The 24,523-nt window shown below is 34.5% G+C and carries 19 protein-coding genes; 8 read left to right on the top strand and 11 right to left on the bottom strand.

What is annotated here, in order from left to right; genetic code table 11:
- Positions 1-124 precede the first annotated feature (124 nt).
- Together OCV48_RS08010 and cls are read right to left on the bottom strand one after the other, a co-directional pair.
- The gene (locus OCV48_RS08010; protein WP_262559428.1) at positions 125-1,051 is read right to left on the bottom strand and encodes a polysaccharide deacetylase family protein; all 927 of its coding nucleotides are present in this window, start codon (positions 1,049-1,051) and stop codon (positions 125-127) included.
- Between the two features lie 77 nt (positions 1,052-1,128).
- A complete protein-coding gene (cls, locus tag OCV48_RS08005; RefSeq protein WP_021983940.1) occupies positions 1,129-2,601 on the bottom strand; it encodes a cardiolipin synthase in 1,473 nt (490 codons plus the stop codon).
- Positions 2,602-2,734: 133 nt separating this feature from the next.
- On the opposite strand from cls, the gene OCV48_RS08000 reads away from it, so the two are divergent.
- Positions 2,735-3,226: a hypothetical protein gene (locus OCV48_RS08000; protein WP_021983939.1), complete on the top strand. Its 492-nt coding sequence runs from the start codon at positions 2,735-2,737 to the stop codon at positions 3,224-3,226.
- A gap of 128 nt (positions 3,227-3,354) precedes the next feature.
- On the opposite strand, the gene OCV48_RS07995 is transcribed toward OCV48_RS08000, so the two are convergent.
- Both OCV48_RS07995 and murI read right to left on the bottom strand, forming a co-directional pair.
- The gene (locus OCV48_RS07995) at positions 3,355-3,777 is read right to left on the bottom strand and encodes a DUF1934 domain-containing protein (protein ID WP_147591618.1); all 423 of its coding nucleotides are present in this window, start codon (positions 3,775-3,777) and stop codon (positions 3,355-3,357) included.
- A gap of 36 nt (positions 3,778-3,813) precedes the next feature.
- A complete protein-coding gene (murI, locus tag OCV48_RS07990; RefSeq protein ID WP_147591617.1) occupies positions 3,814-4,656 on the bottom strand; it encodes a glutamate racemase in 843 nt (280 codons plus the stop codon).
- Positions 4,657-5,010: 354 nt separating this feature from the next.
- Here murI and OCV48_RS07985 point away from each other — a divergent pair, with 354 nt between their 5' ends.
- The 5 genes from OCV48_RS07985 to OCV48_RS07965 all read left to right on the top strand — a co-directional run bounded on the left by OCV48_RS07985 (position 5,011) and on the right by OCV48_RS07965 (position 12,097).
- On the top strand, positions 5,011-6,480 hold the full coding sequence (locus OCV48_RS07985) for a DUF1846 domain-containing protein (protein WP_147591616.1): 1,470 nt from the start codon (positions 5,011-5,013) through the stop codon (positions 6,478-6,480).
- A gap of 24 nt (positions 6,481-6,504) precedes the next feature.
- Entirely contained in the window at positions 6,505-7,938 is a 1,434-nt protein-coding gene (gene murC / locus OCV48_RS07980; protein ID WP_262559427.1) for a UDP-N-acetylmuramate--L-alanine ligase, read from the top strand.
- Between the two features lie 283 nt (positions 7,939-8,221).
- Complete coding sequence (locus OCV48_RS07975) at positions 8,222-9,535, top strand: DnaD domain protein (RefSeq protein WP_147591615.1); 1,314 nt, start codon at positions 8,222-8,224, stop codon at positions 9,533-9,535.
- A gap of 256 nt (positions 9,536-9,791) precedes the next feature.
- Positions 9,792-10,811, top strand: coding sequence for an ATP-binding protein (locus tag OCV48_RS07970; RefSeq protein WP_021983933.1), 1,020 nt, complete (start codon positions 9,792-9,794; stop codon positions 10,809-10,811).
- A gap of 101 nt (positions 10,812-10,912) precedes the next feature.
- Entirely contained in the window at positions 10,913-12,097 is a 1,185-nt protein-coding gene (locus OCV48_RS07965; RefSeq protein ID WP_021983932.1) for a ribose-phosphate pyrophosphokinase, read from the top strand.
- Positions 12,098-12,295: 198 nt separating this feature from the next.
- Here the strand turns inward: OCV48_RS07965 and OCV48_RS07960 are convergent, their stop codons facing one another.
- From OCV48_RS07960 to pfkB, 5 genes are all read right to left on the bottom strand, one after another.
- Positions 12,296-14,629 carry a transglycosylase domain-containing protein gene (locus OCV48_RS07960; protein ID WP_147591614.1) on the bottom strand — a complete coding sequence of 778 codons (2,334 nt, stop codon included), beginning with the start codon at positions 14,627-14,629 and terminating at the stop codon, positions 12,296-12,298.
- Between the two features lie 249 nt (positions 14,630-14,878).
- A complete protein-coding gene (gene asnS, locus OCV48_RS07955) occupies positions 14,879-16,270 on the bottom strand; it encodes an asparagine--tRNA ligase (protein ID WP_147591613.1) in 1,392 nt (463 codons plus the stop codon).
- Between the two features lie 151 nt (positions 16,271-16,421).
- Positions 16,422-17,537, bottom strand: a complete 1,116-nt coding sequence (locus tag OCV48_RS07950) for an aminopeptidase (protein ID WP_147591612.1) — start codon at positions 17,535-17,537, stop codon at positions 16,422-16,424.
- A gap of 610 nt (positions 17,538-18,147) precedes the next feature.
- Positions 18,148-20,109 carry a PTS fructose transporter subunit IIABC gene (locus OCV48_RS07945; protein WP_147591611.1) on the bottom strand — a complete coding sequence of 654 codons (1,962 nt, stop codon included), beginning with the start codon at positions 20,107-20,109 and terminating at the stop codon, positions 18,148-18,150.
- Between the two features lie 30 nt (positions 20,110-20,139).
- Positions 20,140-21,060 (bottom strand): 1-phosphofructokinase, encoded by a 921-nt coding sequence (gene pfkB / locus OCV48_RS07940; RefSeq protein ID WP_021983905.1) that lies wholly within the window; start codon positions 21,058-21,060, stop codon positions 20,140-20,142.
- A 278-nt stretch (positions 21,061-21,338) separates the two neighbouring features.
- On the opposite strand from pfkB, the gene OCV48_RS07935 reads away from it, so the two are divergent.
- Entirely contained in the window at positions 21,339-22,097 is a 759-nt protein-coding gene (locus OCV48_RS07935) for a DeoR/GlpR family DNA-binding transcription regulator (RefSeq protein ID WP_147591610.1), read from the top strand.
- A 120-nt stretch (positions 22,098-22,217) separates the two neighbouring features.
- On the opposite strand, the gene OCV48_RS07930 is transcribed toward OCV48_RS07935, so the two are convergent.
- Complete coding sequence (locus tag OCV48_RS07930) at positions 22,218-22,745, bottom strand: spore maturation protein (RefSeq protein WP_021983903.1); 528 nt, start codon at positions 22,743-22,745, stop codon at positions 22,218-22,220.
- A gap of 117 nt (positions 22,746-22,862) precedes the next feature.
- On the opposite strand from OCV48_RS07930, the gene OCV48_RS07925 reads away from it, so the two are divergent.
- Complete coding sequence (locus OCV48_RS07925) at positions 22,863-23,939, top strand: hypothetical protein (protein WP_147591609.1); 1,077 nt, start codon at positions 22,863-22,865, stop codon at positions 23,937-23,939.
- Here OCV48_RS07925 and OCV48_RS07920 read toward each other — a convergent pair.
- Positions 23,922-24,512, bottom strand: a complete 591-nt coding sequence (locus OCV48_RS07920) for a nucleoside recognition protein (RefSeq protein WP_147591608.1) — start codon at positions 24,510-24,512, stop codon at positions 23,922-23,924. The genes OCV48_RS07925 and OCV48_RS07920 overlap by 18 nt on opposite strands.
- Positions 24,513-24,523 lie beyond the last annotated feature (11 nt).

Here is a 24,523-nt window from a genome sequence, read left to right as displayed (position 1 = left end):
CTTCGACTATTACTATCACAACTGTCCATATATTTCGCCTCCTTTTAATTTAGCATTAATTGAATTACCTTTTTAACCAATGTTGATTATAACACCCTGACCACCAAATGTAAACCTCATCTGATTAATTCTCATAATCTATAAACTGTGCAAATGACACATCTAAATTGCCCTTTATTACACCGAATTCATATCCGTTAGCCTTATAATATTCAATTATTTCAGGTAAAGCAGCAAGTGTTTCAGTTTTAGTTCCGCTGTCATGTGCTAACATTACAATATGATTTTTTCCCTCTGATTCAGCTTGTATCTTAGCAATTATACTGTCTTTCGTTGCTTTGGCGCTTCCGTCACCCACACTTACATTCCAGTCCACGAAATCATATCCATTAGTTTTCATATCTTTTGCAATTGATTTTACAATACTCTTTCCATAGCTGTTTGTACTTCCGCCCGGAAATCTGAAATAATTAGGTGTTGTACCTGTTACATTTTTAACATACTCGAAAATCTCGTTGAAATCAGCTATATATGCCTCTTCTGAAGCATATACCTTGTCATAATCATGTGATGCCGTATGAATCTGTATGCTGTTTCCTCTTGCGATTGTATCCTTGTAAATGTCTTCGTGCTGTGGCTGATATGTTACGAAAAATGTAGCATTTATACCATAGCTGTCTAGAGCATCAAGAAACTGTGGTGTCAAATCTGATGGACCATCATCAAATGTGAGATAGACAATCTTCTTATCAGCAGCTGCCTTTTCCTTAATTCCCTGTGCTGTCATTACACTTTCAAGCTCTGCGTTCTTATCAGCAAGTGATTCCTTTTCACTCTCTAACTCAGTTACCTTTTTATTTAAGTCATCTTTTTCATTATTAACTGACTCTAATTCCTTACTGTATGAATCCTTTGATTTATTTAATTCCTTGACCTTGTCGGCATTTTGCTTATTGTCTGATTTTACCTTTATAAAACCGATTGTCATAACCACTAAAGCTAAAAACATTACACACGTAATGCCTGACATCAGTAAAACTCTTTTTGCCATCTTACTTTTCCTTGTATTTTTACTGCTCATTTCATTCGTTCCTTTCTGCACCTGTAAATGTTTTATAATGCCAAAAACTACATAAGCGGTGCTAACAACCTTGATATCTGCTCTTTAAATCTTATCCATAATGTTCTTCTGTTATAATTAAATCTTGTTATTTCTCTGCATTTCGTCAGGTCTTCTAAGAATTTCTTCTCTAACTGCCATGAAACATCAGGATCATAGACAACTGCATTTACTTCGAAATTTAATGCAAAGCTTCGTCTGTCCATATTAGCTGTTCCATAACAACTTACCAGACCATCTACCACCATTCCTTTTGCGTGCAGGAAGCCCGCTTCATAACAATAACATCTGACTCCCGCATCTATAAGATCTCCCGCATATGAGTATGTTGCCCAATAGACGAATGGGTGGTCAGGCTTACATGGTATCATAAGCCGCACATCTACTCCTGACAATGCTGCAATCTTAAGTGCCTGCAACACACTGTCGTCCGGTATGAAATATGGTGTCTGCACATATATTCTTTCTTTTGCTTTATTAATCAATCGCAGGTAATTATCTCTTATCTCCTGTCTCTTTGAATCAGGACCACTTGAAATAATCTGTACACCTACATTTCTATTGTAATGCAATGGCTTATTATTGAAATATTTCTCTATGCCGAACAGATTCTCTTTAGTCGTATAATTCCAGTCAAGCAGAAATCTTATATGAAGATCATTAACTGCCGCACCCTCTATTTTAAGATGTGTGTCTCTCCAATATCCGAATTTCTTATTCTTACTTATATACTCATCTCCAACATTAAAACCGCCAACATATGCACATTTGCCATCGATAACCACAATCTTTCTGTGATTTCTGTAGTTAAAACGCATCTGGAATCTTCCAAGGAATGCTGGGAAGAATTCACCGACTCTGATACCCGCCTGCTTCATTTTCCTTACATTTTTTCTTCCTAAATATCTGCCGCCCATACTGTCATAGAGAACTCTTACCTCTACACCCTGTGCGACTTTTTTCTTCAACACCTCGAATATTCTGTCGAATAATTCACCTTTACTGATAATATAATATTGTATATGAATAAACTTTGTCGCTTTCTTCATCTCCTCTATTAAATCATCGAATTTGGCATTTCCATCCGTAAATACTTTGACTTTATTATCCTCACTGTAGATTGCGCTGCTCGTCTCCAGATTAAATAATACTAAATCCGAATATTCCCGCACCCTTTCATCTGTAATACTGAATTCATTATTAAATATCCGGTTCTCCTGTTTCTTAATTGCTCCATTTAATTCGTCTTCTACTTCTTTAATTCGAAACATTTTACTCTTATGGTAATCATGCCCGATTACAAGATATAAGAAGAAACCGACAATAGGTATGAAATATAAAAGCAGAAGCCATGCCCACACCGAAGTCGGATCACGTCTCTGGAAGAATATAATTATTATGCCCAAAATAATATTTATATAAAAAGTGTTATTATATATCCACTCCCCGATGCCCTTTGCTATGCCTATTGCTTCGCTCATATCGGTGTAATCTCCTTTACTTTTATTTTATATCTAAAAAAGAATTGTATTTTATTCCCATAAATGTTAAAATACTTTTTATGTATTGGTTTTATACCAAAATCATAGTATTTATCATAGAACGGAGGAAAATATGCCATTACTAATTAAAATATTATTAATAGTTATAGCAGTTTTACTTGTATTATTAGTTGTACTTTATATATTCGGACGTAAAGCTGAGAAAAAAGCTGATTCACAGCGTAAGACAATGGAAGGCCAGTCACAGATGATGTCTTTTTATGTAATAGATAAAAAGAAGATGAAGCTGTCCGAAGCCGGATTTCCAAAAATTGTCGTTGAACAAACGCCGAAATATCTACGTCGTGCAAAAGTTCCTATTCTAAAAGTTAAAGTCGGACCAAAAGTTATGTCCCTTATGTGTGATGGAACTGTATTTGATTCAATACTTCCAAAACAGGAAGTTAAAGCCCAGGTAAGCGGAATCTATGTTATGTCTGCAAAGCGTATCAGAGGACCTCTTCCAGAACCTAAGAAAACACGCAAACAGCTTAAAGAAGAGAAGAAAGCTGCTAAACTTGCTGAAAAGGCAAAGGCTGAAAAAGCTAATGCAAAATCTAAATAATCTTAAATGTAATTTAGATTCATAAGTCTTTATATATAGCATTAAGTGTTATATATAAAGACTTTTTTACTTCTATAATTTTTCTATATCCTTGTACTTTTTTATGTTTTCTTAATTGTTATTTTTTATTATATATTTTCTATGACCTGTATCTCTACTACACAATCCGAAACTTTCTGTTCATCCATAACTAACGCATACTCGATTCTTGCCTCAATCCTGCCATCGCCTTCGATTACATGCATATATTTTGTATCTACACCAATATACAGATTCCCTGCAAATGTCTTATAATAAGTAGTATTTATTTTACCCTTTTCGAAATTCAGATGTGTTGCATTATTTCCTCTTTTGATAAGCTCGATATTATCATCTCTCATTTTCAGCATATTTGTATTAGCTTGATTAGAGTTCTCATCTTTCTCTTCATAACAGATATAATGCTTTCCATTCTTATTATAATAAGTTCCTTTAACGTCTATAACCATATCCGATTCATCACTGTCTGTATTGTGGAGTCCCCTGATTATAACACGCACATTTTTATCCATATTATACCGAACCTTTCTGATTTTTTATAAAATGTACTAATATTCTTCAATATTTATCTGTGTAATATTATCTATATGAAATGGCAATATTGAATTTGCAAAATTCTTAAACTTATCCGCAGTATCACTTACATAGAATTCATACATTCCACCTGTATATCTGTGTTCGTTGCCTGCTGCTAAATTCTTCTCTTCTAAAAGAGTTCTTAAACTTATCGCTGTCTCATATGCCGGATTAACAAGTGTTACCTTATCGCCCATAATCTCACCAATCGTATTTCTAAGGAGGGGGTAATGCGTACAGCCAAGTACCAATGTATCTATATCTTTATCCTGAAGTTCAGCAAGATATCTTCTTGCCACTTCATAAGTAACCGGATCTTTAATCCATCCCTCTTCTACTAAGGGAACGAATAACGGACATGCCTTTGTCACAACCGTAATGTCACTATTACGTTCATTTATCGTATCTGTATAAATTCCACTGTTGATTGTAGCCTCTGTTGCAATTATTCCAATGCGTTTATTAACTGTTTTCTCAACAGCTACCTTTGCGCCCGGCTTAACCACACCAATAATTGGAATGTCTAATTCTTTCTCTATTTCATCTAATGCCATCGCACTTGCAGTATTACATGCCACGACAATAGCTTTTACACCTTTTGTTCTTAGAAATCTTACTATCTGTCTTGAATATTTAATAATGTTATTTTTAGATTTCGAACCATATGGAACTCTCGCAGTATCACCAAAATATACTATTTTCTCATTTGGCAGCTGTCGCATAATCTCTCTTGCAACGGTAAGACCGCCTATACCTGAATCAAATACACCGACAGGTGCTAGTGAATTTTCATTATTATCAACTGATGTTTCCATTTTTCCTCATTTCTGCACATTTCCCTGTACATATAAATATATTAATGATGTCCGGACAAATATTTAGAATTGCGAAGTAATTCACATAATATCTGCACCATCTGCATCTTCTTATATTGCCTCATTATAGCAGATATTTTATTATTTGAAAAGCAGACTTGAATTTTACTTACTTATTATTTACAATATATATAGTTCGATAATATAATGATACAGATAACAGGAGGTTCTATGGATTATGCACTGCATATCTTTCCATACTCTGCCACTGTTAAAATATTGTGTAGCATCATATAATACAAAACTAATAAACCATAATGTAAGGAAAAGTTAAACTTTAGAACGGAGGAACCAATGAAAATCGGTTTTGATAATGACAAATATCTTAAAATGCAATCTGAACACATTAAAGAGAGAATAAGCAAGTTCGGCGACAAATTATACTTAGAGTTCGGTGGCAAGCTTTTTGATGATTACCATGCTTCCCGCGTATTACCGGGCTTTGAACCTGACAGCAAATTAAAAATGTTAATGCAGCTTTCTGATCAGGCTGAAATAGTAATCGTTATAAGTGCTGCTGATATCGAACGTAACAAAGTTCGTGCCGACATCGGAATAACTTATGATGAGGACGTTTTACGTCTTATGGATGCATTTACTTCACGTGGATTATATGTCGGAAGTGTTGTAATTACACATTATGAGAGTCATAAGGCAACAGATGCATTTAAGGCTAAACTAGAGAAAATGAATGTCAAAGTATATCTTCATTATTCAATAGAAGGTTATCCATCTAATATACCTTTTATTGTAAGTGATGAGGGATATGGTAAAAATGATTATATAGAGACGACAAGACCATTGGTAGTTATTACCGCACCAGGTCCAGGAAGCGGAAAGATGGCAACATGCCTTTCACAATTATATCATGATAACAAACGTGGAATCAAAGCAGGCTATGCTAAATATGAAACATTCCCTATATGGAATATTCCTCTTAAACATCCTGTGAATCTTGCATATGAAGCAGCAACCGCTGACTTAGATGATGTAAATATGATTGATCCATTTCATTTAGAGGCATATGGCGAAACAACTGTTAACTACAACCGTGATGTGGATATTTTCCCTGTTCTAAATGCAATCTTTGAAAAGATTTATGGCGAAAATCCATACAAATCGCCTACTGATATGGGTGTTAATATGGCAGGCAACTGTATTATTGATGACGAAGTATGCCGTCAGGCATCTAAAATGGAGATAATCAGAAGATATTATGAGAGTCTTAATAAGCTTGTTACTGAAAATGGTACTGAACATGAAGTCCAGAAGATTGAACTTATAATGAATCAGGCAAACATCAGCACACATGACAGGAAAGTTGCTGTTGCAGCAAGGGAATTATCTGAGAAATTAGGTGTGGCTACAGCCGCTATGGAATTAGACGATGGTAGAATTATTACTGGTAAGACTTCTGATTTATTAGGTCCATCTGCTGCATTATTATTAAATGTGCTTAAAACTCTTGCGGAAATCGACCACGAGACACCTATTATTTCACCAGAAGCCATAGGTCCTATCCAGCATTTGAAAGTTGATTATCTGTCAAGTAAGAACCCACGACTCCACACTGATGAGGTTCTGATTGCTCTTGCAATGAGTGCTACTTCAGATAACAATGCCAAACTTGCAATGGAGCAGCTTCCAGCCCTCCAGGGACTTGATGTTCATACAACAGTAATGCTTTCAGATGTCGATAAGAAGACATTTAAAAAGTTAGGCGTACGCCTTACAAGCGATCCTGTGTTTGAGAAAAAAATATAATATTTATCAGAAAAGAGGATTAGTATGAAAAATCTTGATATAGAAAATATAATGAAAAAGCCTTGTCACGTTCATTTCGTCGGCATTGGCGGTATAAGTATGAGTGGATTAGCTGAAATCCTTATAGATAACGGATATACTGTTTCCGGTTCAGATTCTAAAGAATCCGCAGTAACAGACCGTCTTACTTCACTTGGTGCAACTATTCATTATGGACATAATTATGAAAATATAACAGATGATATCTCTTATCTTGTATACACAGCCGCGGTTAAACAGGATAATCCTGAATTAGTTGCTGCAAGAGATAAAGGTATCACAAGCGTAACGCGTGCAGTCTTATTAGGACACATAATGGCACAATATAAAACAGCCATTTCCGTTGCAGGAACTCATGGTAAGACTACTACTACTTCTATGTTATCTGAAATATTACTTGCATATGAATGTGACCCTACTATATTAGTGGGTGGAATGTTAAAAACTATCGGTGGAAATTTACGTGTAGGGCATTCAGATTATTTAGTTACTGAAGCCTGCGAATATACTAACAGCTTTTTATCACTTGTCTCAAATGTAAATGTAATCCTTAACGTGCGTGAGGACCATCTTGACTTCTTTAAAGATATTGATGATATCCGCAACAGTTTCAAGATATTTGCTGATAAATTAGACGAAAACGGCACATTAATAATAAACAGTGCCATTGATAATCTAAGTTACTTTACTAATGATCTCAAATGTCGTTACATAACATTTGGTCTTGATAAAAATATCAGTGATTTTTCGGCTGAAAATATTGTTTACAATGATTTTGCATGTGCATCATTTGATGTAGTCAAGCGTGTAGTCAAATGTGAAGGGGGCTGTTGCTCATTATCAGGCACAGAAACAATTGCACATATAGACTTAAAAGTACCGGGTGAACACAATATCTTAAATGCATTGGCTGCATTTGCAACCGCTTCCTCTATAAAAGTACCTGTTGAGTTCATCGTAAAAGGTCTTAGCAACTACTCAGGTACAGACAGACGTTTCCAATATAAAGGAACATTTAACGGTGTAACTGTAGTTGACGATTATGCACATCATCCTGATGAGATAGAGGCTACATTAACAGCAGCCAGAAATTATCCTCATAAAACTCTCTGGTGTGTATTCCAGCCACATACATACACACGTACAAAAGCTCTTATGGATAAATTCGCTAAAGCTTTAACACTTGCTGATAAAGTTGTCTTAGCTAAAATATATCCTGCAAGAGAAACAGACGACCTCGGAATAAGCTCTGATACATTACGTGCAGAGATAGAAAAATTAGGTAAAGAAGTATATTATTTCCCAACTTTTGAAGAAATTGAAAAATTTTTATCAAAAAATTGTATCAACGGTGATTTGTTGATAACTATGGGTGCTGGAGATGTTGTATTAATTGGCGAAAATCTGGTTGAGAAATAGTTATCCACATTATCCACATTTTTATTGTGAAAAACTCCATGATAAAAATGTGGATTTCTTTATTTTTCGACAATTATGTAAACCACATTGATTTGCTTGTATTTTACGGAATGTAACAATTTTCGATATTATTTTTTATACCTTGTCCACATTGTCCACATTATCCACATTGCTTCAATCCCTTTATTTTCAAGGGTTGCAGCAAAAATAGGTGTGTTCATTTTCCTTTTTTTGTGCTATAATGACTACTCAAAGAAAGTTGTTTATTTGAAATATTTATAGTGTGAAAGGTATTGATACAGAAATGGGTACGATTAAATTAGAAGGCAGCTCACAGACTATGGCAACCATAGTATCTAATTATTTTTTAGATGAGTATATGCCAAATGCTAACGGAGAGTTTGTGAAAATTTATTTATATTTACTAAGAGCTTTGTCTTCTCCAGATATGGATATTTCGATATGCCATATCGCAGACATCTTTAATCATACTGAGAAGGATGTTGTCCGTGCCCTTAGATACTGGGAACAGATTGGTCTTCTTGACCTTAAATTTGATTCTAATAAGGTACTTACAAATATTAAGATGAAACCACTTATTACCGACTACACGACTACTGACGGCTCAAATATTGAGATTTCGACATTTGTAGCACCTAAGTCACAACCAGTAGCCCATATACATAATGAAATGACTGATAGCCATAGAAACAATACATTAACTGACAACCATAAAAACAGTGCATTAACTAGTAATCGCATGGATAGTGAATTGCCTGTTAATCATATGGATAATGATAATATAAATACTGACAATATAAATACTGACAATGTGGCACCTGACAACATTCCTTCAGACAAGGCTTCTGCCACACTTAAACCATTCAATATGGCACAGCCTGATTTCTCCAAGAAAGTATATACAGCTAACGAAATCAGCTCATTTAATGAGAAAAGCGAAGTTGTCGAATTTATGTATATCGCACAGAAACTTCTCGGTAAAACTCTTAGTGCATCCGATGTAAATACTTTATTATTCTTCTATGATGTACTTGGTTTTGATTCAGACCTCATTGTATATCTGCTTGAATATGCTATTTCTAATAACCACAGGCAGATGCGTTACATAGAGAAAACTGCTATTTCGTGGGCAAACGAAGGAATCGATACTGTTGATAAAGCTAAGGCAAGTACAGAATTATATAGTTCAAGATGCTATCCTGTGCTTAAGGCATTCGGAATAAGCGGACGTAATCCTGGAGCAGGCGAGAAAGCCCTTATTGTAAAATGGACAGATTCCTATGGTTTTCCAATGGATATCGTATTAGATGCCTGCAATCGTACGATGAATGCAATTCACCAGCCAAGTTTCGAATATGCCGATTCCATTCTTACCAAATGGAAAGAAAAGGGTATCCGTACTCTTAGTGATGTCAAACTATTAGACGGCGAGCACCAGAAGAACAAGGCTGCTTATAAGAAGAATCATACCGATAATAATGAGACTTCTGCCAGACCTAAGAATTCATTTAATAATTTTAACCAGAGAACATACAACTACGAATCTTTAGAGAAAGAATTACTTAATAACGTATGATGCCAGGGTCAAAATTCTCAAAATATACTATGCTTGCATAGTATATTTTGAGAATTAATGACCCGCCCCGATATGAGCATAAAAGGGAAGCGCTAGCTTCACGTTATGCGAATATCGGGTAGGATTGTTAAGAGTGCAACGCACGTAACAATCCGTATGGCATCATTTCCCTGATATTGGCATAAAAGGGAAGTGCTGGCTTTACAATATACTGATATATTAAATTTCTTAAGACCACATCGCAATGGAGGATATAATGTCACTTACAAATATGCAATATGACGAGATAATTCGCTCATATAACAGAATACAATTAGAGAATAAGAGGCTTCAGAACGAAAGAATTGCAACCGTCTATAGTCAGATTCCACGTATCAAAGAGATTAATGATGAGATTTCCTCTCTTTCTCTTGCTACGACCAGGGCAATGCTTTTAAGTAATAATTCTCCTGAAGACAGCAATAAGCCTATAGAGGAATTTAAGAAGAAATTAACTTTACTCAAAGAAGAACGTATAAAACTTCTTATTGAAAATGGCTATAAACCCGATTATCTCGATATGCACTACCATTGTAATGACTGTAAAGATACAGGATATATAGATAATAAGAAATGTCATTGTTTCAAGAAAGCTGAGATTGAAATATTATACAACCAGTCAAATATTCGTGAAATTCTTAAAAGCGAGAACTTTGATAACTTTAATCTTGATTATTTCAATGACAGTGATATAGATTCAGTAACCGGAAAGTCCCCTAAGGACAATATGAATAGTGTCTTGAATATATGCCATAACTTCGTAGACAACTTCTCTTCTCCTGACAGGAAATACAATAATCTTTTGTTCTTCGGTAAGACCGGAGTAGGTAAAACTTATCTTACAAACTGTATTGCAAGAGAACTTTTAGACCAGAGTATATCAGTTATATATCTGTCTGCAATTGGCTTGTTTGACATATTATCAAGTGCCGGCTTTGATAAATCTGATATTGATGCAAAGAATAAATCACAACAGATTACAGATTGCGATTTACTGATTATCGATGATCTAGGAACAGAATTATCTAATTCTTTTACTAATTCTGCATTATTTAACAAGATAAATGAAAGACTAATTAATAAAAAATCGACCATTATTTCAACAAACCTTGGTCTACCTGAACTAATGGAACGTTATTCCGAAAGACTTACATCAAGACTTGCAAAGGAATATACATTTATGAAGATTTACGGTGATGATTTGAGACACAACCGTAAGGTAAAAAGCTCTAATTGAGAGATTCTACCATTTTTTTTAACTAATTAACTTGACTATAACAATTCATAATGTTATAAAATTATGTGGATTATCACAGAAAACACAACGGAGGTTTGATTATGTCAGCAGATGAAAACAATTTCGCAACAACTATCCCTGTCGGTCCTCTTGGAATTATAGCTTTAAATAGCTGTGAGCCAATCGGCAAAAAAGTCGATGCTTATATTTCAGCATGGAGAAATGACAGAGAACACGAGCACAAGAACACAATCGCTTTTTCAGGTTATCAGAAAGATTCTTATCTTATTGATTCAAAGATTTCGAGATTTGGTTCAGGTGAGGCAAAAGGTAGTATTAACGAATCTGTCAGAGGTAAAGATTTATACCTTATGGTAGACGTTACTAACTATAGCATTAAATATTCTCTTTGTGGTTATGAGAATCATATGTCACCAGATGACCATTATCAGGATCTTAAACGTATTATTGCAGCCGTAGCAGGTAAAGGCAGACGTCTTACTGTTATTATGCCTTTCTTATATGAAAGCAGACAGCATAAACGTACTGGAAGAGAATCTCTTGACTGTGCATTGGCTCTTCAGGAATTAACAAATATGGGTGTTGAAAATATTATCACTTTTGATGCTCATGACCCTAGAGTTCAGAACTCTATTCCTCTTAAAGGTTTCGAGACAGTTCAGCCTGCATACCAGTTTGTAAAAGGTCTTTTACGTCATGAGAAAGATTTACAAATTGATGCTGACCATTTAATGATGATAAGCCCCGACGAAGGTGGTATGGGACGTGCCGTATACCTTGCTAACGTATTAGGTATCGATATGGGTATGTTCTATAAGAGACGTGATTACAGTAAGGTTGTAAACGGAAGAAACCCTATTGTAGCTCATGAATTCCTTGGTTCAAGCGTAGAAGGAAAAGATGTATTTATCATTGATGATATGATTTCTTCAGGCGAATCTATGATAGATGTTGCTACAGAGCTTAAGAGAAGAAAGGCCCGCAGAGTATTTGTAGCCGCTACATTTGGTTTATTTACAAATGGTCTTGAGAAATTTGATGAAGCTTACGAAAAAGGAATCATTGACAGAGTTCTTACAACTAACTTAACATATCAGACTCCTGAATTATTAACAAAACCATATTACATTAGTTGTGATATGAGCAAATATATCGCTTTAATAATAGATACATTAAATCATGATGCATCTATCAGCGGCTTACTTGACCCTGTTAAACGTATACAGAAATGTCTTGAAAAATATCGTAACGGCGAGGTTATCTAAGCTCTATACACAAATAAAATACTTTAAAAAGAGAGTTAATGTATCGATTAATTTCATACATTAACTCTCTTTTTATCTTATCAGCACAATTTTTATGCCAATCCTCATTTCTAAATGAATTGTTGCGATGACACAGACGAAGAATTCGCACAGACAATTTCTTATCTCTTATCTGTAATAAAAACATTTACTATCGCACTAATCACCCCAATATTCCTGATATACACCACCATCAGCACCTCCCGGTGCCTGCTCATTTGATGGTTTTGTAACCTGTGAATTATATGGATTAGTTGTCTCTGTATTATCTCTGTTATCTCTATTATCAGAATTATTATCTGTACTTATAGTTGTTGTTTCATCATCACTTTCATTAGTATAGATAGAATTTTCCTCATTTTCAGTAGTCTCATCAGCGATTTCTTCAGTGGTTTCTTCAGTGGTTTCTTCAGCAGGCTGTGATTCAGATATCTCTTCGCCATTACTTAGTATTCCGTCTTCTGTAACATACGGAACGAAATCTTTAATCTCTAACCCATCATGAATCTTAGTCATAAATTCTTTCCATATATTTCCTGAACAGGTATTGCCATAGCCGTCATTAATAACTTTAGGCATGTCATATCCCACCCACACTGCTGTAGTGTAATATTTACTAAAACCTACAAACCATACATCTTTATTATCATTAGTAGTTCCAGTCTTTGCAGCACAAATTGCATTTGAAATATTATATTTTCTTCCTGTTCCTACTGTAAGAACACCTTTCAGGACATCAGTCATTATTCTTGCTGCATTTGTCTGGTAAATCTGTTTAACTTGTATGGAAGTATTCTTCGACTTTGTATACTCTATATTATCTACTATTATATTGTAATCTGCATCTGTTATCTTTGATATACAAGTTGGCGTTCTGAATACGCCATCATTTTCTATAGCAGCATATGCAGAAGCCATCTCAAGTGTCGATACACCGTAGGTCATTCCTCCAATTGAGACAGCAGGTACATAGTCTTTATTCACAATCTTATTAAAATTCATATTTTTAAGATATCCAAGGCAGGTATCCGCTGATAGCTCATCAAATAGTTTCCATGCTATTGTATTCTTTGATTTTTCTACAGCACTTCTTACTGTCATCTCACCTTCGTAGACATTAGGTGAGTTAACCGGTCCATTTTCGATGGGTTCATCTACAACCTTTGTGTCAGGATAATAATTTCTTTCAAATATAGGTGTATAAATGAGAATTGGCTTAATAGTACTACCAGGCTGTCTATAGCTCTGATATGCCCTGTTGAGTGTATATCCTTTATAGTCCTGCGTTCTTCCACCTACAATCGCCACGACCTTTCCAGTAGTATTGTCAATGCAGGTCGCAGCCCCCTGAAACGCATAAATACCCTCATTATTTACATCTGTATAATGTGCTAAATTATTATCCACTATATCTTGTAATTCCTGCTGCTTATTCAAATCAATTGATGTATATATTTTGTAACCACCCGTATATAATTTAGCCGAAATATCATTATATAGGACCTCATATTCTTTCTCATACTTCTCTTTTTCCTCATCTGAATCGAAATAATACTTAAATTCAAATCCAGAATTAGACATAAGAGAAATTGTTGCACAATATCTAACATATGTTTCTATGTAATTATTGGTTTTATTTTCTGATGGATATAAGACAATTGTGGTATACAATGCAGCTTCGTACATCTGCTTGTCAATGTCATCATTTTCATACATCTGCTTTAAGATTCTGTTCTTTCGCAAGGTAGTCTCATCACTATTCGTATACGGATCATATAAAGTAGGATTATTCGGAATTGCACATATAAATGCTATCTCACCTAGCGAAAGCTCCGTTACTGATTTACTAAAATATCCTCTGGCAGCCGCCTCAATTCCATAATATCCGTTACCAAAATATATGTTATTTATATAAAACTCTAATATTTTATCCTTAGAGAACTTTTTCTCAATCTCTTTTGCAATAAACATTTCCTTTATTTTTCGTCCCATTGTAACTTTATGTGACAGAAAAACATTTCTTGCAAGCTGTTGTGTTATCGTACTTCCTCCTTGCGTTATTTCACCTTTATTCTGTAGTAACACTAAAAATGCTCTGGTTATCGCTTTGTAATCTACACCTGAATGTGAATAAAAATTTCTGTCCTCAGATGTAATAAGCGCTGCTTTAACGAAATATGGAATATCTTTATAATCAAGATAATATGAATCTCTTTCTCCTATCAGTTCCGTTATAACATTACCGTCTGCATCATATATAATACTCGTCTGGTTTGCTTTAAATATTTCCTCGCCACCCTCTTTAACGAGTCTCTTCGCTTCTTTATCATACTCATATAATTTCACGCCATATTTTACTCCAATAAATAATATAGCTGCTATAATTACAAAAAACAGACCAAGTAAAATCTTCTTAATTACTTTTCTGTTCTTATTCCTATTCTTATATCTATTATTATTTTTTCTATTATTTCTCTTTCTTCTTTTAGCCATCGTACACTCCTTTTCTCTGGCATTATCTGTCTGAGAAATCGTATTATTTATTATTAAATGACCAACCTGACCTTATCTTAAAAATCTTATTAACATAAGCGGCCCAATTCATCGATGTTATCTAAAGAAATTTATAGATGTTATCTGTAAATTGAGCCGCCTTCTATATCTGCTTATTTTAAATCTAAATTACTTTTTCGTGCCACGCACTCTTAATAATCATAATTTAATAAAATTATTAAATACAGATTATAATTCACAGTTATTAACTGTTCTTGGAAATGGAATTACATCTCTGATGTTAGCCATACCTGTAAGGTACATTACACATCTTTCGAAACCTAAACCAAAACCTGCATGTCTTGTTGAACCATATTTTCTTAAATCAAGATAGAAGCCATAATCCTCTTCTTTAAGGCCTAATTCTTTCATTCTGCCAAGAAGTTTATCATAATCATCTTCTCTCTGGCTTCCTCCGATGATTTCGCCGATTCCAGGAACTAAACAGTCCATAGCCGCAACTGTCTTATTATCATCATTTAATTTCATATAGAATGCTTTGATTTCCTTTGGATAATCTGTTACAAATACAGGACGTTTGAATATCTCTTCTGTAAGATATCTCTCATGCTCTGTCTGTAAATCACATCCCCATGAAACTTTATAATCAAATTTATCATTATGTTTTTCAAGAATCTCGATTGCTTCTGTATATGTTACGTGTCCAAAATCCGAATTAAGCACACCATTTAATCTGTCTATTAAACCTTTATCTACAAAATTATTAAAGAACTTCATCTCTTCAGGTGCATTATCCATTACATATTTGATAACATATTTAAGCATTGCTTCTGCAAGCATCATATCATCTTTAAGGTCTGCAAATGCCATCTCAGGTTCTATCATCCAGAACTCTGCTGCATGTCTTGTAGTATTAGAATTCTCTGCTCTGAAAGTTGGTCCAAATGTATATATATTTCTGAATGCCATAGCATATGTTTCGCCATTTAACTGACCTGATACTGTAAGATTTGTCTCTTTACCGAAGAAATCCTTGGTATAATCTACTTTTCCATCATCTGTCTTAGGTAAATCATTCATATCAAGTGTTGTTACCCTGAACATTTCACCTGCGCCCTCGCAGTCACTTCCTGTAATAAGTGGAGTATGAACATATACGAAATCTCGCTCCTGGAAAAACTGGTGTATAGCATAGGCTATTAACGAACGTACTCTGAATACTGCCTGGAATGTATTTGTTCTTGGTCGTAAATGTGAAATTGTACGAAGATATTCAAAACTGTGACGTTTCTTCTGTAAAGGATAATCAGGTGCTGATGTTCCCTCTACTACTATTTCACTTGCCTGTATCTCAAATGGCTGCTTAGCTTCAGGAGTTGCAACCAATGTACCTTTAACAATAATCGCTGCACCAACATTTAATTTAGAAATCTCTGCGAAATTCTCCATCTCATCATGGTAAACTATCTGTAATGTTTCAAAAAAAGTACCATCATTTAATACGATAAAACCAAATGTTTTAGAATCTCTGATACTTCTGATCCAACCACCTACTTCGATTTCTTTGCCAATATACTTGTCAGTATCACGATATAAGTCTTTAATAATTGTTAGTTCCATTTCTTTTTCCTCACTTAAACACATTTTTACACAAATAACATATAGTGTATTAGAATGTACAATCCCTAAGTTATATAAACTCTTTAATCATACATCAAATTTCAAAACACTTTTCTATTATAATACAGATGTATTTTTTTAACAAGACCATCTACTTTAAATTCTCCGGATTTAAACATTCTAATTCAGGCAGAACAAATACACCGTCTTTTCTTATAAGAACATCATCAAAATATATTTCTCCGCCACCATATTCTTTAGTCTGGATAAATACCAAGTCCCAATGGATTGATGATTTATTGCCGTTTGGTGCATCATCATAACAGCAGCCCGGTGTAAAATGTATTGAACCCATTATTTTCTCGTCAAATAAAATGTCTTTCATAGGGCTTGTTATATATGGATTGACACCAATCGCAAACTCACCCACATATCTTGCACCCTCATCAGTATCAAATACTTTGTTAATTCTGTCATTATCATTTGCAGTAGCTTTGATTATCTTACCGTTTTCAAATGTAAGGCTTACATTTTCATAGGTAAAGCCCTGATATACTGATGGCGTATTATACGTAATTGTTCCGTTTATTGAATTCTTTACAGGTGCTGTATACACTTCTCCATCAGGTATATTCATTTCGCCTGCGCATTTGATTGCAGGAATATCTTTTATCGAAAATTCTATGTCTGTTCCCGGACCTGTAAGTCTGACCTTGTCTGTTTTATTCATAAGCTTCTGTAATGAGTCCATTGCTTTATCCATCTTAGAATAATCCAGATTACATACATTAAAATAATAATCCTCAAATGCTTCAAGGCTCATATTACTAAGCTGTGCCATCGCCGGATTAGGATATCTTAATACAACCCATTTAGTATGGGCTACACGTCTGTCACTATGAACCGGAGTTCCGTATAAAGTCTCATACATATTCATCTTGTCTGCCGGAACATCAGATAATTCGGCAATATTATCAGTACCGCGGATACCTATATAACAATCCATTTTATCCATTTCCATACAGTCAATTTCAGACATTATTTTTAACTGTTCTTCACTACATTCTAATAATATCTCACGAAGAACCCTATTATCAGTAAAATGTGCAAATGGAATACCTTTTGCCTTATACACTTCTTTAATGACTGCTCTTGCAAGGTCAGTTGTGTCATTTCCTATATAATGCACATAGACCTTTTCGCCCTCTTTAACCTTTACAGAATAATTCACAAGATTGTATGCTAATTTCTTAATTCTTTCATCCATTTTTAGTCTCCATTTTTATGCATTGCATATTTATTTTCCTTGCCATATTATAACATAATTGCAATACATTTATACACTATTATTAACTCAAACTTCGCACATATATATCGTAGCATATATCCATCTGTTAAAGTAAATTTGACAGATATAAATATCGAAATACCTTGTAAGAATTGCGTAAATTTGCAAGATATCTTTTTCGGCTCAAATTTTGTGTACATTCAACAGACATACACTTAAGGCGAGATGTCCGTCTATGCTACACACTTTCATAATTCCTTTATCTAGTGCAAGTAAATGCCGTCATCTGCAAAGTTTATTACGGTGCAGCTAATCAAACGCGCTTCGCTTGAATGGTGATTTACTGCACCGCCCTTTTGCATCTGACGGCATTAACTTGCACACGATACGTCATAAATCAAGTGTGTAGCATAGACGAACACAACGTTTTAAGTGTATGGCATTGAATGAACTCAAATAATCAAAAGAGCCGAAAAAGATATCTACAAATTAGCAATTCTTACAAAAGTTTCGATATTTATATATGCAAATTCACTTAATACAAATGATTTGATTCTATTATATATGTGCGTAGTTTGAGTTATTAAATTTATTTTGTAATTGGTTTCTTTAGTAAACCTAACATAAATGTGCTTACGACTGTTCCTATAACTAATGCAAGGAAATAGAATAATCCATTACCGACTACTGGGAATACGAAGATTCCACCATGTGGTGCCATAAGTGTACATTTGAATGCCATTGATAATGCACCTGCTATTCCTGAGCCAATTACGCATGCCGGTATAACATGAAGTGGATCTGCTGCTGCAAACGGAATCGCTCCCTCTGTAATAAATGATAAGCCCATAATGAAGTTAGTTGGTCCTGCTTTACGCTCATCTTCTGTAAATCTGTTCTTGAATAATAAGGTGGCTAATGCTATTGCGCAAGGTGGAACCATTCCGCCTATCATAACTGCTGCCATAATGTTATAATTTCCTGCTGCTATTGATGCTGTACCAAATACATATGCTGCCTTATTAAATGGACCACCCATATCTATGGCCATCATACCAGCTACGATAATTCCAAGTAATACACTGCTTACACCATTAAGATGTCCAAGTCCGTTATTGAGCCCTGTATTAATCATACCTACAACCGGCTCAATTATATAATTCATTATTAATCCACACGTAAGTATTCCAACAAAAGGATAGATAAGAATAGGTCTTATACCGTCTAGACTCTTTGGTAACTTCTCTGTTAATTTAATAAGTAATTTAACAAGATACCCTGCTATAAAACCTGCTGCTAACGCACCTAAGAAACCCGATGAGCCTGTTGCTGCTATTGAACCTCCGACGAAACCAACCGCAAGTCCCGGTCTGTCTGCTATACTCATAGCTATAAAGCCCGCAAGTATTGGTAACATAAAGTTGAATGCTGTTCCACCGATAGATTTAAACATAGCTGCGATAGGGGTAATTGTACCAAAATTTCCTCTTTCAGCCGCACTTAATGAATTAATATCGACTGATAAACCATCTATTAAAAAGGCTATGGCTATAAGTAAACCACCACCGACTACAAATGGAAGCATATGTGAAACACCATTCATAAGATGTTTATATATCCGGTGACCTATACTGTCTGAACCTGAACTTTTAGAAGAACCGCCCTCTTCACTTCCACCATTACTCTTGTATATAGGTGCATCACCATTTAATGCACGATTAATCAATTTATCAGCCTTACTGATACCATCAGATACCTGAACTTCAATTACCTTCTTACCATTAAAACGTGACATTGGAACTTTGGTATCTGCTGCTACGATTACTGCCTCAGCTCTATCTATTTCTGATTCAGTAAGTACATTTTTAGCACCACCTGAGCCTCTTGTCTCAACCTTAATCTTACAGCCAATTTCCTTAGCTTTCTTCTCTAATGATTCTGCTGCCATATAGGTATGTGCAATTCCTGTAGGGCATGCTGTAACTGCAACTATGAATTTGGCATTCTTATCAGATTTTTCTGATTCACTTACAACATTTTCTGTTCCGGCATTAACTGCATTTTCTTCGGAAGCTTTTTTACTATCTGACTTATCTCTCTCATTTTCGGCTTTATCAATAATGCTTATAAATTCTTCTTTGCTCTTTGCATTTCTTAAATTAGCTGTGAATTCTTCATCCATTAACATTGTTGATAATTTACTTAGCATTTCGATATGAGCATCTCCACCATTAGCAGGTGCGGCTATAAGAAATATCAAATGTACTGGCTCATCATCAAGTGCCTCGTAATCTACACCCTCTGGAAGCACCATTGCTGCAAGTCCCGGAGCATTTACTGCCATACAACGACCATGAGGAATTGCTATTCCTTCACCAACTCCTGTGGTTCCCTCTTCTTCTCTTGCTCTTACTGCCTGCAGATACTCTGCCTTATCTGTGATATTCCCTTTTTCATACATTAAATCTACTACTTTTTCAAGCACTTCATCTTTCGATGCTGCTTTCTGATTAAGACTCACTGAATTTCCTAATAAATCTGTAATCTTCATAAAAACCACCATTCCTTTCTACATATATTGTTATTCTACAGTCATTTCTCTTTGTTTAATAAGTAATTCTTCGACCTGCTCCTTTGTTGCAAGATTTTCCGAAAATGCACTTGCACTTCCTGCACACAGACCTGTTTCAAATGCTTCTTTATAATCTTTATTCTTAAGATATCCATATATAAAGCCTGCTACCATCGAATCACCTGCCCCGACAGAATTAACAACATTGCCTTTATGTGCCGCACTCGAATATACATTTCCGTCTTCAGTAACAAGAATGGCTCCTTCTCCCGCCATCGATACTAAAACATTTCTAGCCCCACGCTTCTGTAATTCAAATGCATTTTTTACAATATCCTCTTTCGATAAATTCTCAAGATTCATCATTTCAGCAAGCTCCTGCTTGTTCGGTTTGATTAAAAATGGGTGTAAAGGCAATACATTTAATAATAAATCTTTGGTTGCATCTACTACTATCATTATCTTTCTGTCAGACAACATCTTCATAATATCGTAATAGATTGTGTCCGGTATAGATGCCGGAATACTTCCTGCCAGTACCAGAACATCGCCTTCTTTAAGCTTATCAAGCTTGTCTAATAACTGAGTCATTTCACTATTAGATATTGCAGGTCCGATTCCGTTAATTTCACTCTCTTTTTCTGATCTCATCTTAACGTTGATTCTTGAGAATCCATTGTCAACCTTGATAAATTCTGATATGCAACCATCATCACTTACCATTCTCTCAATTTCTTTACCTGTGAAGCCGGCGATGAAGCCCAAAAGATGACTTTCCATTCCCAGATTATTAAGTACTATCGAAACATTTATGCCTTTTCCACCTGGCAATATCATTTCATCAGACACTCTATTGACACTGCCTTCTTCAAAATTTCTGACACTTACGATGTAATCCAGTGACGGGTTAAATGTAACTGTATAAATCATATCTTCCAAACCTCCATTTCCTTATTTTACTAATATGAGCCTTTCTTCATAATTTTATTAATTTTTTCATTATCTTTCGTATTTTTGAATGTTTTTAAACGTTTTATATCTTTGTATATTATATATACCACCATTTCCATTCATAGTCAAGCATTTTCATTCGTTTTCTTTCAAAAATATAATAATTATTTTGACAATTTTCCCACATTTCATTATACTATCTGTATTGAATGATTTTGACCGTTTGTGAATAAGCTGAATAAGAAATGGAGATTATTATGTTAAACGAGGAACGAAAAAATGAAATCGAAAAGGCAGTAAATGAAAAAGGCTCAATAAGTGTACATGAGTTAATGCAATTATTTGATGCTTCTGAATCAACTATCCGAAGAGATTTAAACGATATGGCTGCAAAGAAGCTTTTAACCAAGGTTCATGGTGGTGCAATAGCCTTAACTCCGAACCAGAACCCCTATACAATTTCATATGACTCTGCTGTTTTAGAACGCGAAAATATTAATCGTAATGAGAAAGTATTAATTGCACAATACGCTGCCTCACTTATTAATAATAAAGAAATGATTTATTTAGATGCCGGTACCTCAACTGGATTTATTATTGATAATATTTCACCTGATTCAAATATAATTATTGTAACAAACGGCATTATGCATGCCAAAAGGCTTGCCACAAAGGGCTTTAATGTATATCTGCCTGGTGGATTATATAAGGCAACTACTGAGGCTATGGTTGGCGAAGAAGCAGTTATTAATCTTACTAAATATCATTTTACCAAAGGTTTTTTCGGAACAAATGCTATCAATAAAGCAAATGGTTTTTCAACACCTGACCCATCGGAAGCTATGATAAAAAAATGCGCCCTATACCAATGTACAGAACGCTATATTCTATGTGATTCATCTAAATTCAATAAAGTATCTAATGTATCTTTTGCCGGATATTCAGATGCAACTATTATTACAACTACAGCTGCACCTGATATCTATAAAGATTCCGAAAATGTTTTGCTTGTATAGATGTAAAAGTTAAGTTTCATCATTACACTCAATATATCGTATAACTCTCTATAGGTCTTTTGAAAACCATAATAAGGTATAGATTTTGATACTATAATTTTATGTTATTAAGCAAGTTAATCAAATCATCATTTTAGTCATTATTACACTTGCAATAATTCCGGCTAAAGTAGATATTAATGCTCCTGCCAAAGTCCACCTTGTCTTGGTGACTTTGGCTGTCATAAAATATACCGACATTGTATAAAATATTGTTTCGGTGCTGCTCATCATTATAGATGAAAGCAGTCCCTCATATGAATCTGTTCCAAATTGTTTGAAAACATCTAATACAAGTCCGGTGGCCGCTGATGATGAAAACATCCTTACAATCATTGCTGGCACGACCGCCGGTGGCAGACCAATTTTCAATGTCATCTTAGCTATCTGTTTGGTAAAAAAATTCAAAAAACCAGATGAGCTTAACACACCAACACCAATCATCAGCCCTACCATTGTAGGCATCACACCTGCGACTGTTTTTAAACCATCTTTTGCTCCCTCAATAAAATCATCATACACTTTATTTTTCTGAATAATTCCAATTCCTACAATGTAGAATACGACAAATGGAATCATCATATCAGACAGATATAGAATAACTTTCATACTACCCCTCATTTCTGATAACATTTATTTACATTATTTCACATTTTTCTTGAAGTATTTATTCCGTTATGATAAAATTTATCCGTTATGATAATATGTTAAAAGGAGGCACGAGTTATGAATAACGATAACACAAATACCAATAATAATTCCAACGAAGAATTTGTACTCGATTTCGATGATGACGTAGTAGATTTAACAGATTCAAATCGTAAAAATACAAATTCCTATAACAGTAACATTTCTAATAGCTACAATTCTGATAGCTACAATTCCGGGTCTTATAATTCGAATAATTATAATTCTAATTACAATTCTAATAGTTACAATACTAACAACTATAATTCCGATTTCAATTCCGATTATAGTTCCGGATATGACAACTTTTCTGGCAATTATGATCCCTATGGTGCTTACAACCCTAATCGGGATTTATCACTTAGCAATAATGCTGAAAAAGTTATTAACAATACCTACAAAAATGATCTTAATATTACCTTTAAATTAGTAATCGTAGCAATGATTGCAATTATTGCACACTTGGCATATTTAGCATTTAGTAAAAATCCATTTACTGCTTCCCAATATTATTTATGGGCAATCAATTTGATTACAGAAGTTGCATTTATATCTGATGCAATTGTATTGAAGGCCAAAACCGGAAAAACATCTCCTATAATAGTTGCTGTTTTTCTTTATATCTTTTATCCACTTATCTCTTTTTCAAAACGTGGATTATCTAAGGCTATTCCATTACTATGGATTATATTAAGCATTTCCTTTACAGGTAAATTTATAAGTAATCAGTATCATATTTTGACTACTAATCCTGAATATACGAAATCATCAGCCGATCATTATGACTCAAAATATGATAAACCGGTAAAGAAATTAAATGCTATGAAAGCAAGCAGCACATCAAAGAAAACTGTCAATGATGTTATCAAGGATTATTTTCGTAATACCTCATGGGATGCTAAAACTAATGATGATGGCTCTTATAGTATTTCAGTACAGGGAGATGCTCATGATAAAGTAAATGGCGAAGAGGTCATTTATAAAGTAAAAATTGGCTTTACACTATCTAAATCCCTTGATTCATACAGCATTACAAGTGTTTCTATAAACAGTACACAATACAACTCACAATCACAAGTCCAAAGCTTCTGGAATGAATTAGTGGCGGGTCATTAACTTACAGAAAATAATAGCTGCCATTGTACTTGCAGATGTCGCAATAATAGCCGGCACAACAATAGATGCAGGATTAATACTTCCATATTGGCTTCGGTATGCAATTATATTCATCGGAATTATTTGTAAAGAGGAAATATTTATAACAAGAAAAGTACACATTTCATCACTTGAGATGTGTACTTTTTCTCTTCCATTTTTCTCTTCATTTAACTTTGATAGACTTTCCATTGCCTTAAGTCCCGGAGGGGTTGCGGCCCAGCCCAGTCCTAAGATATTAGCAATTATATTTGTAGTTATGTATTCTCTGGATTCATGATTTTTAGGGATATCAGGAAATAGGAAATTAACAAATGGCATTATTAATTTCGTCATTTGTCTTATAATACCTGCTCTTTTACCTATCTCCATTATGCCGGACCAGAAACTTAATACTCCAAGCATAGTTATACATAATGTGACCGCTTCCTTAGATGATGTCAGAAAACCATTTGAGACCTCAGAAATATTTCCTGTAAATGCCCCATATAATATCCCGATTAAAATCATAAATGCCCATATATAATTTAACATCTTTCACCGTT

This window comes from Bovifimicola ammoniilytica (genome assembly GCF_025567085.1).
GTDB lineage: Bacteria > Bacillota > Clostridia > Lachnospirales > Lachnospiraceae > Bovifimicola > Bovifimicola ammoniilytica.
Note: the sequence above shows the minus strand (reverse complement) of the source record. Positions and strands in the feature narration are given on the sequence as shown.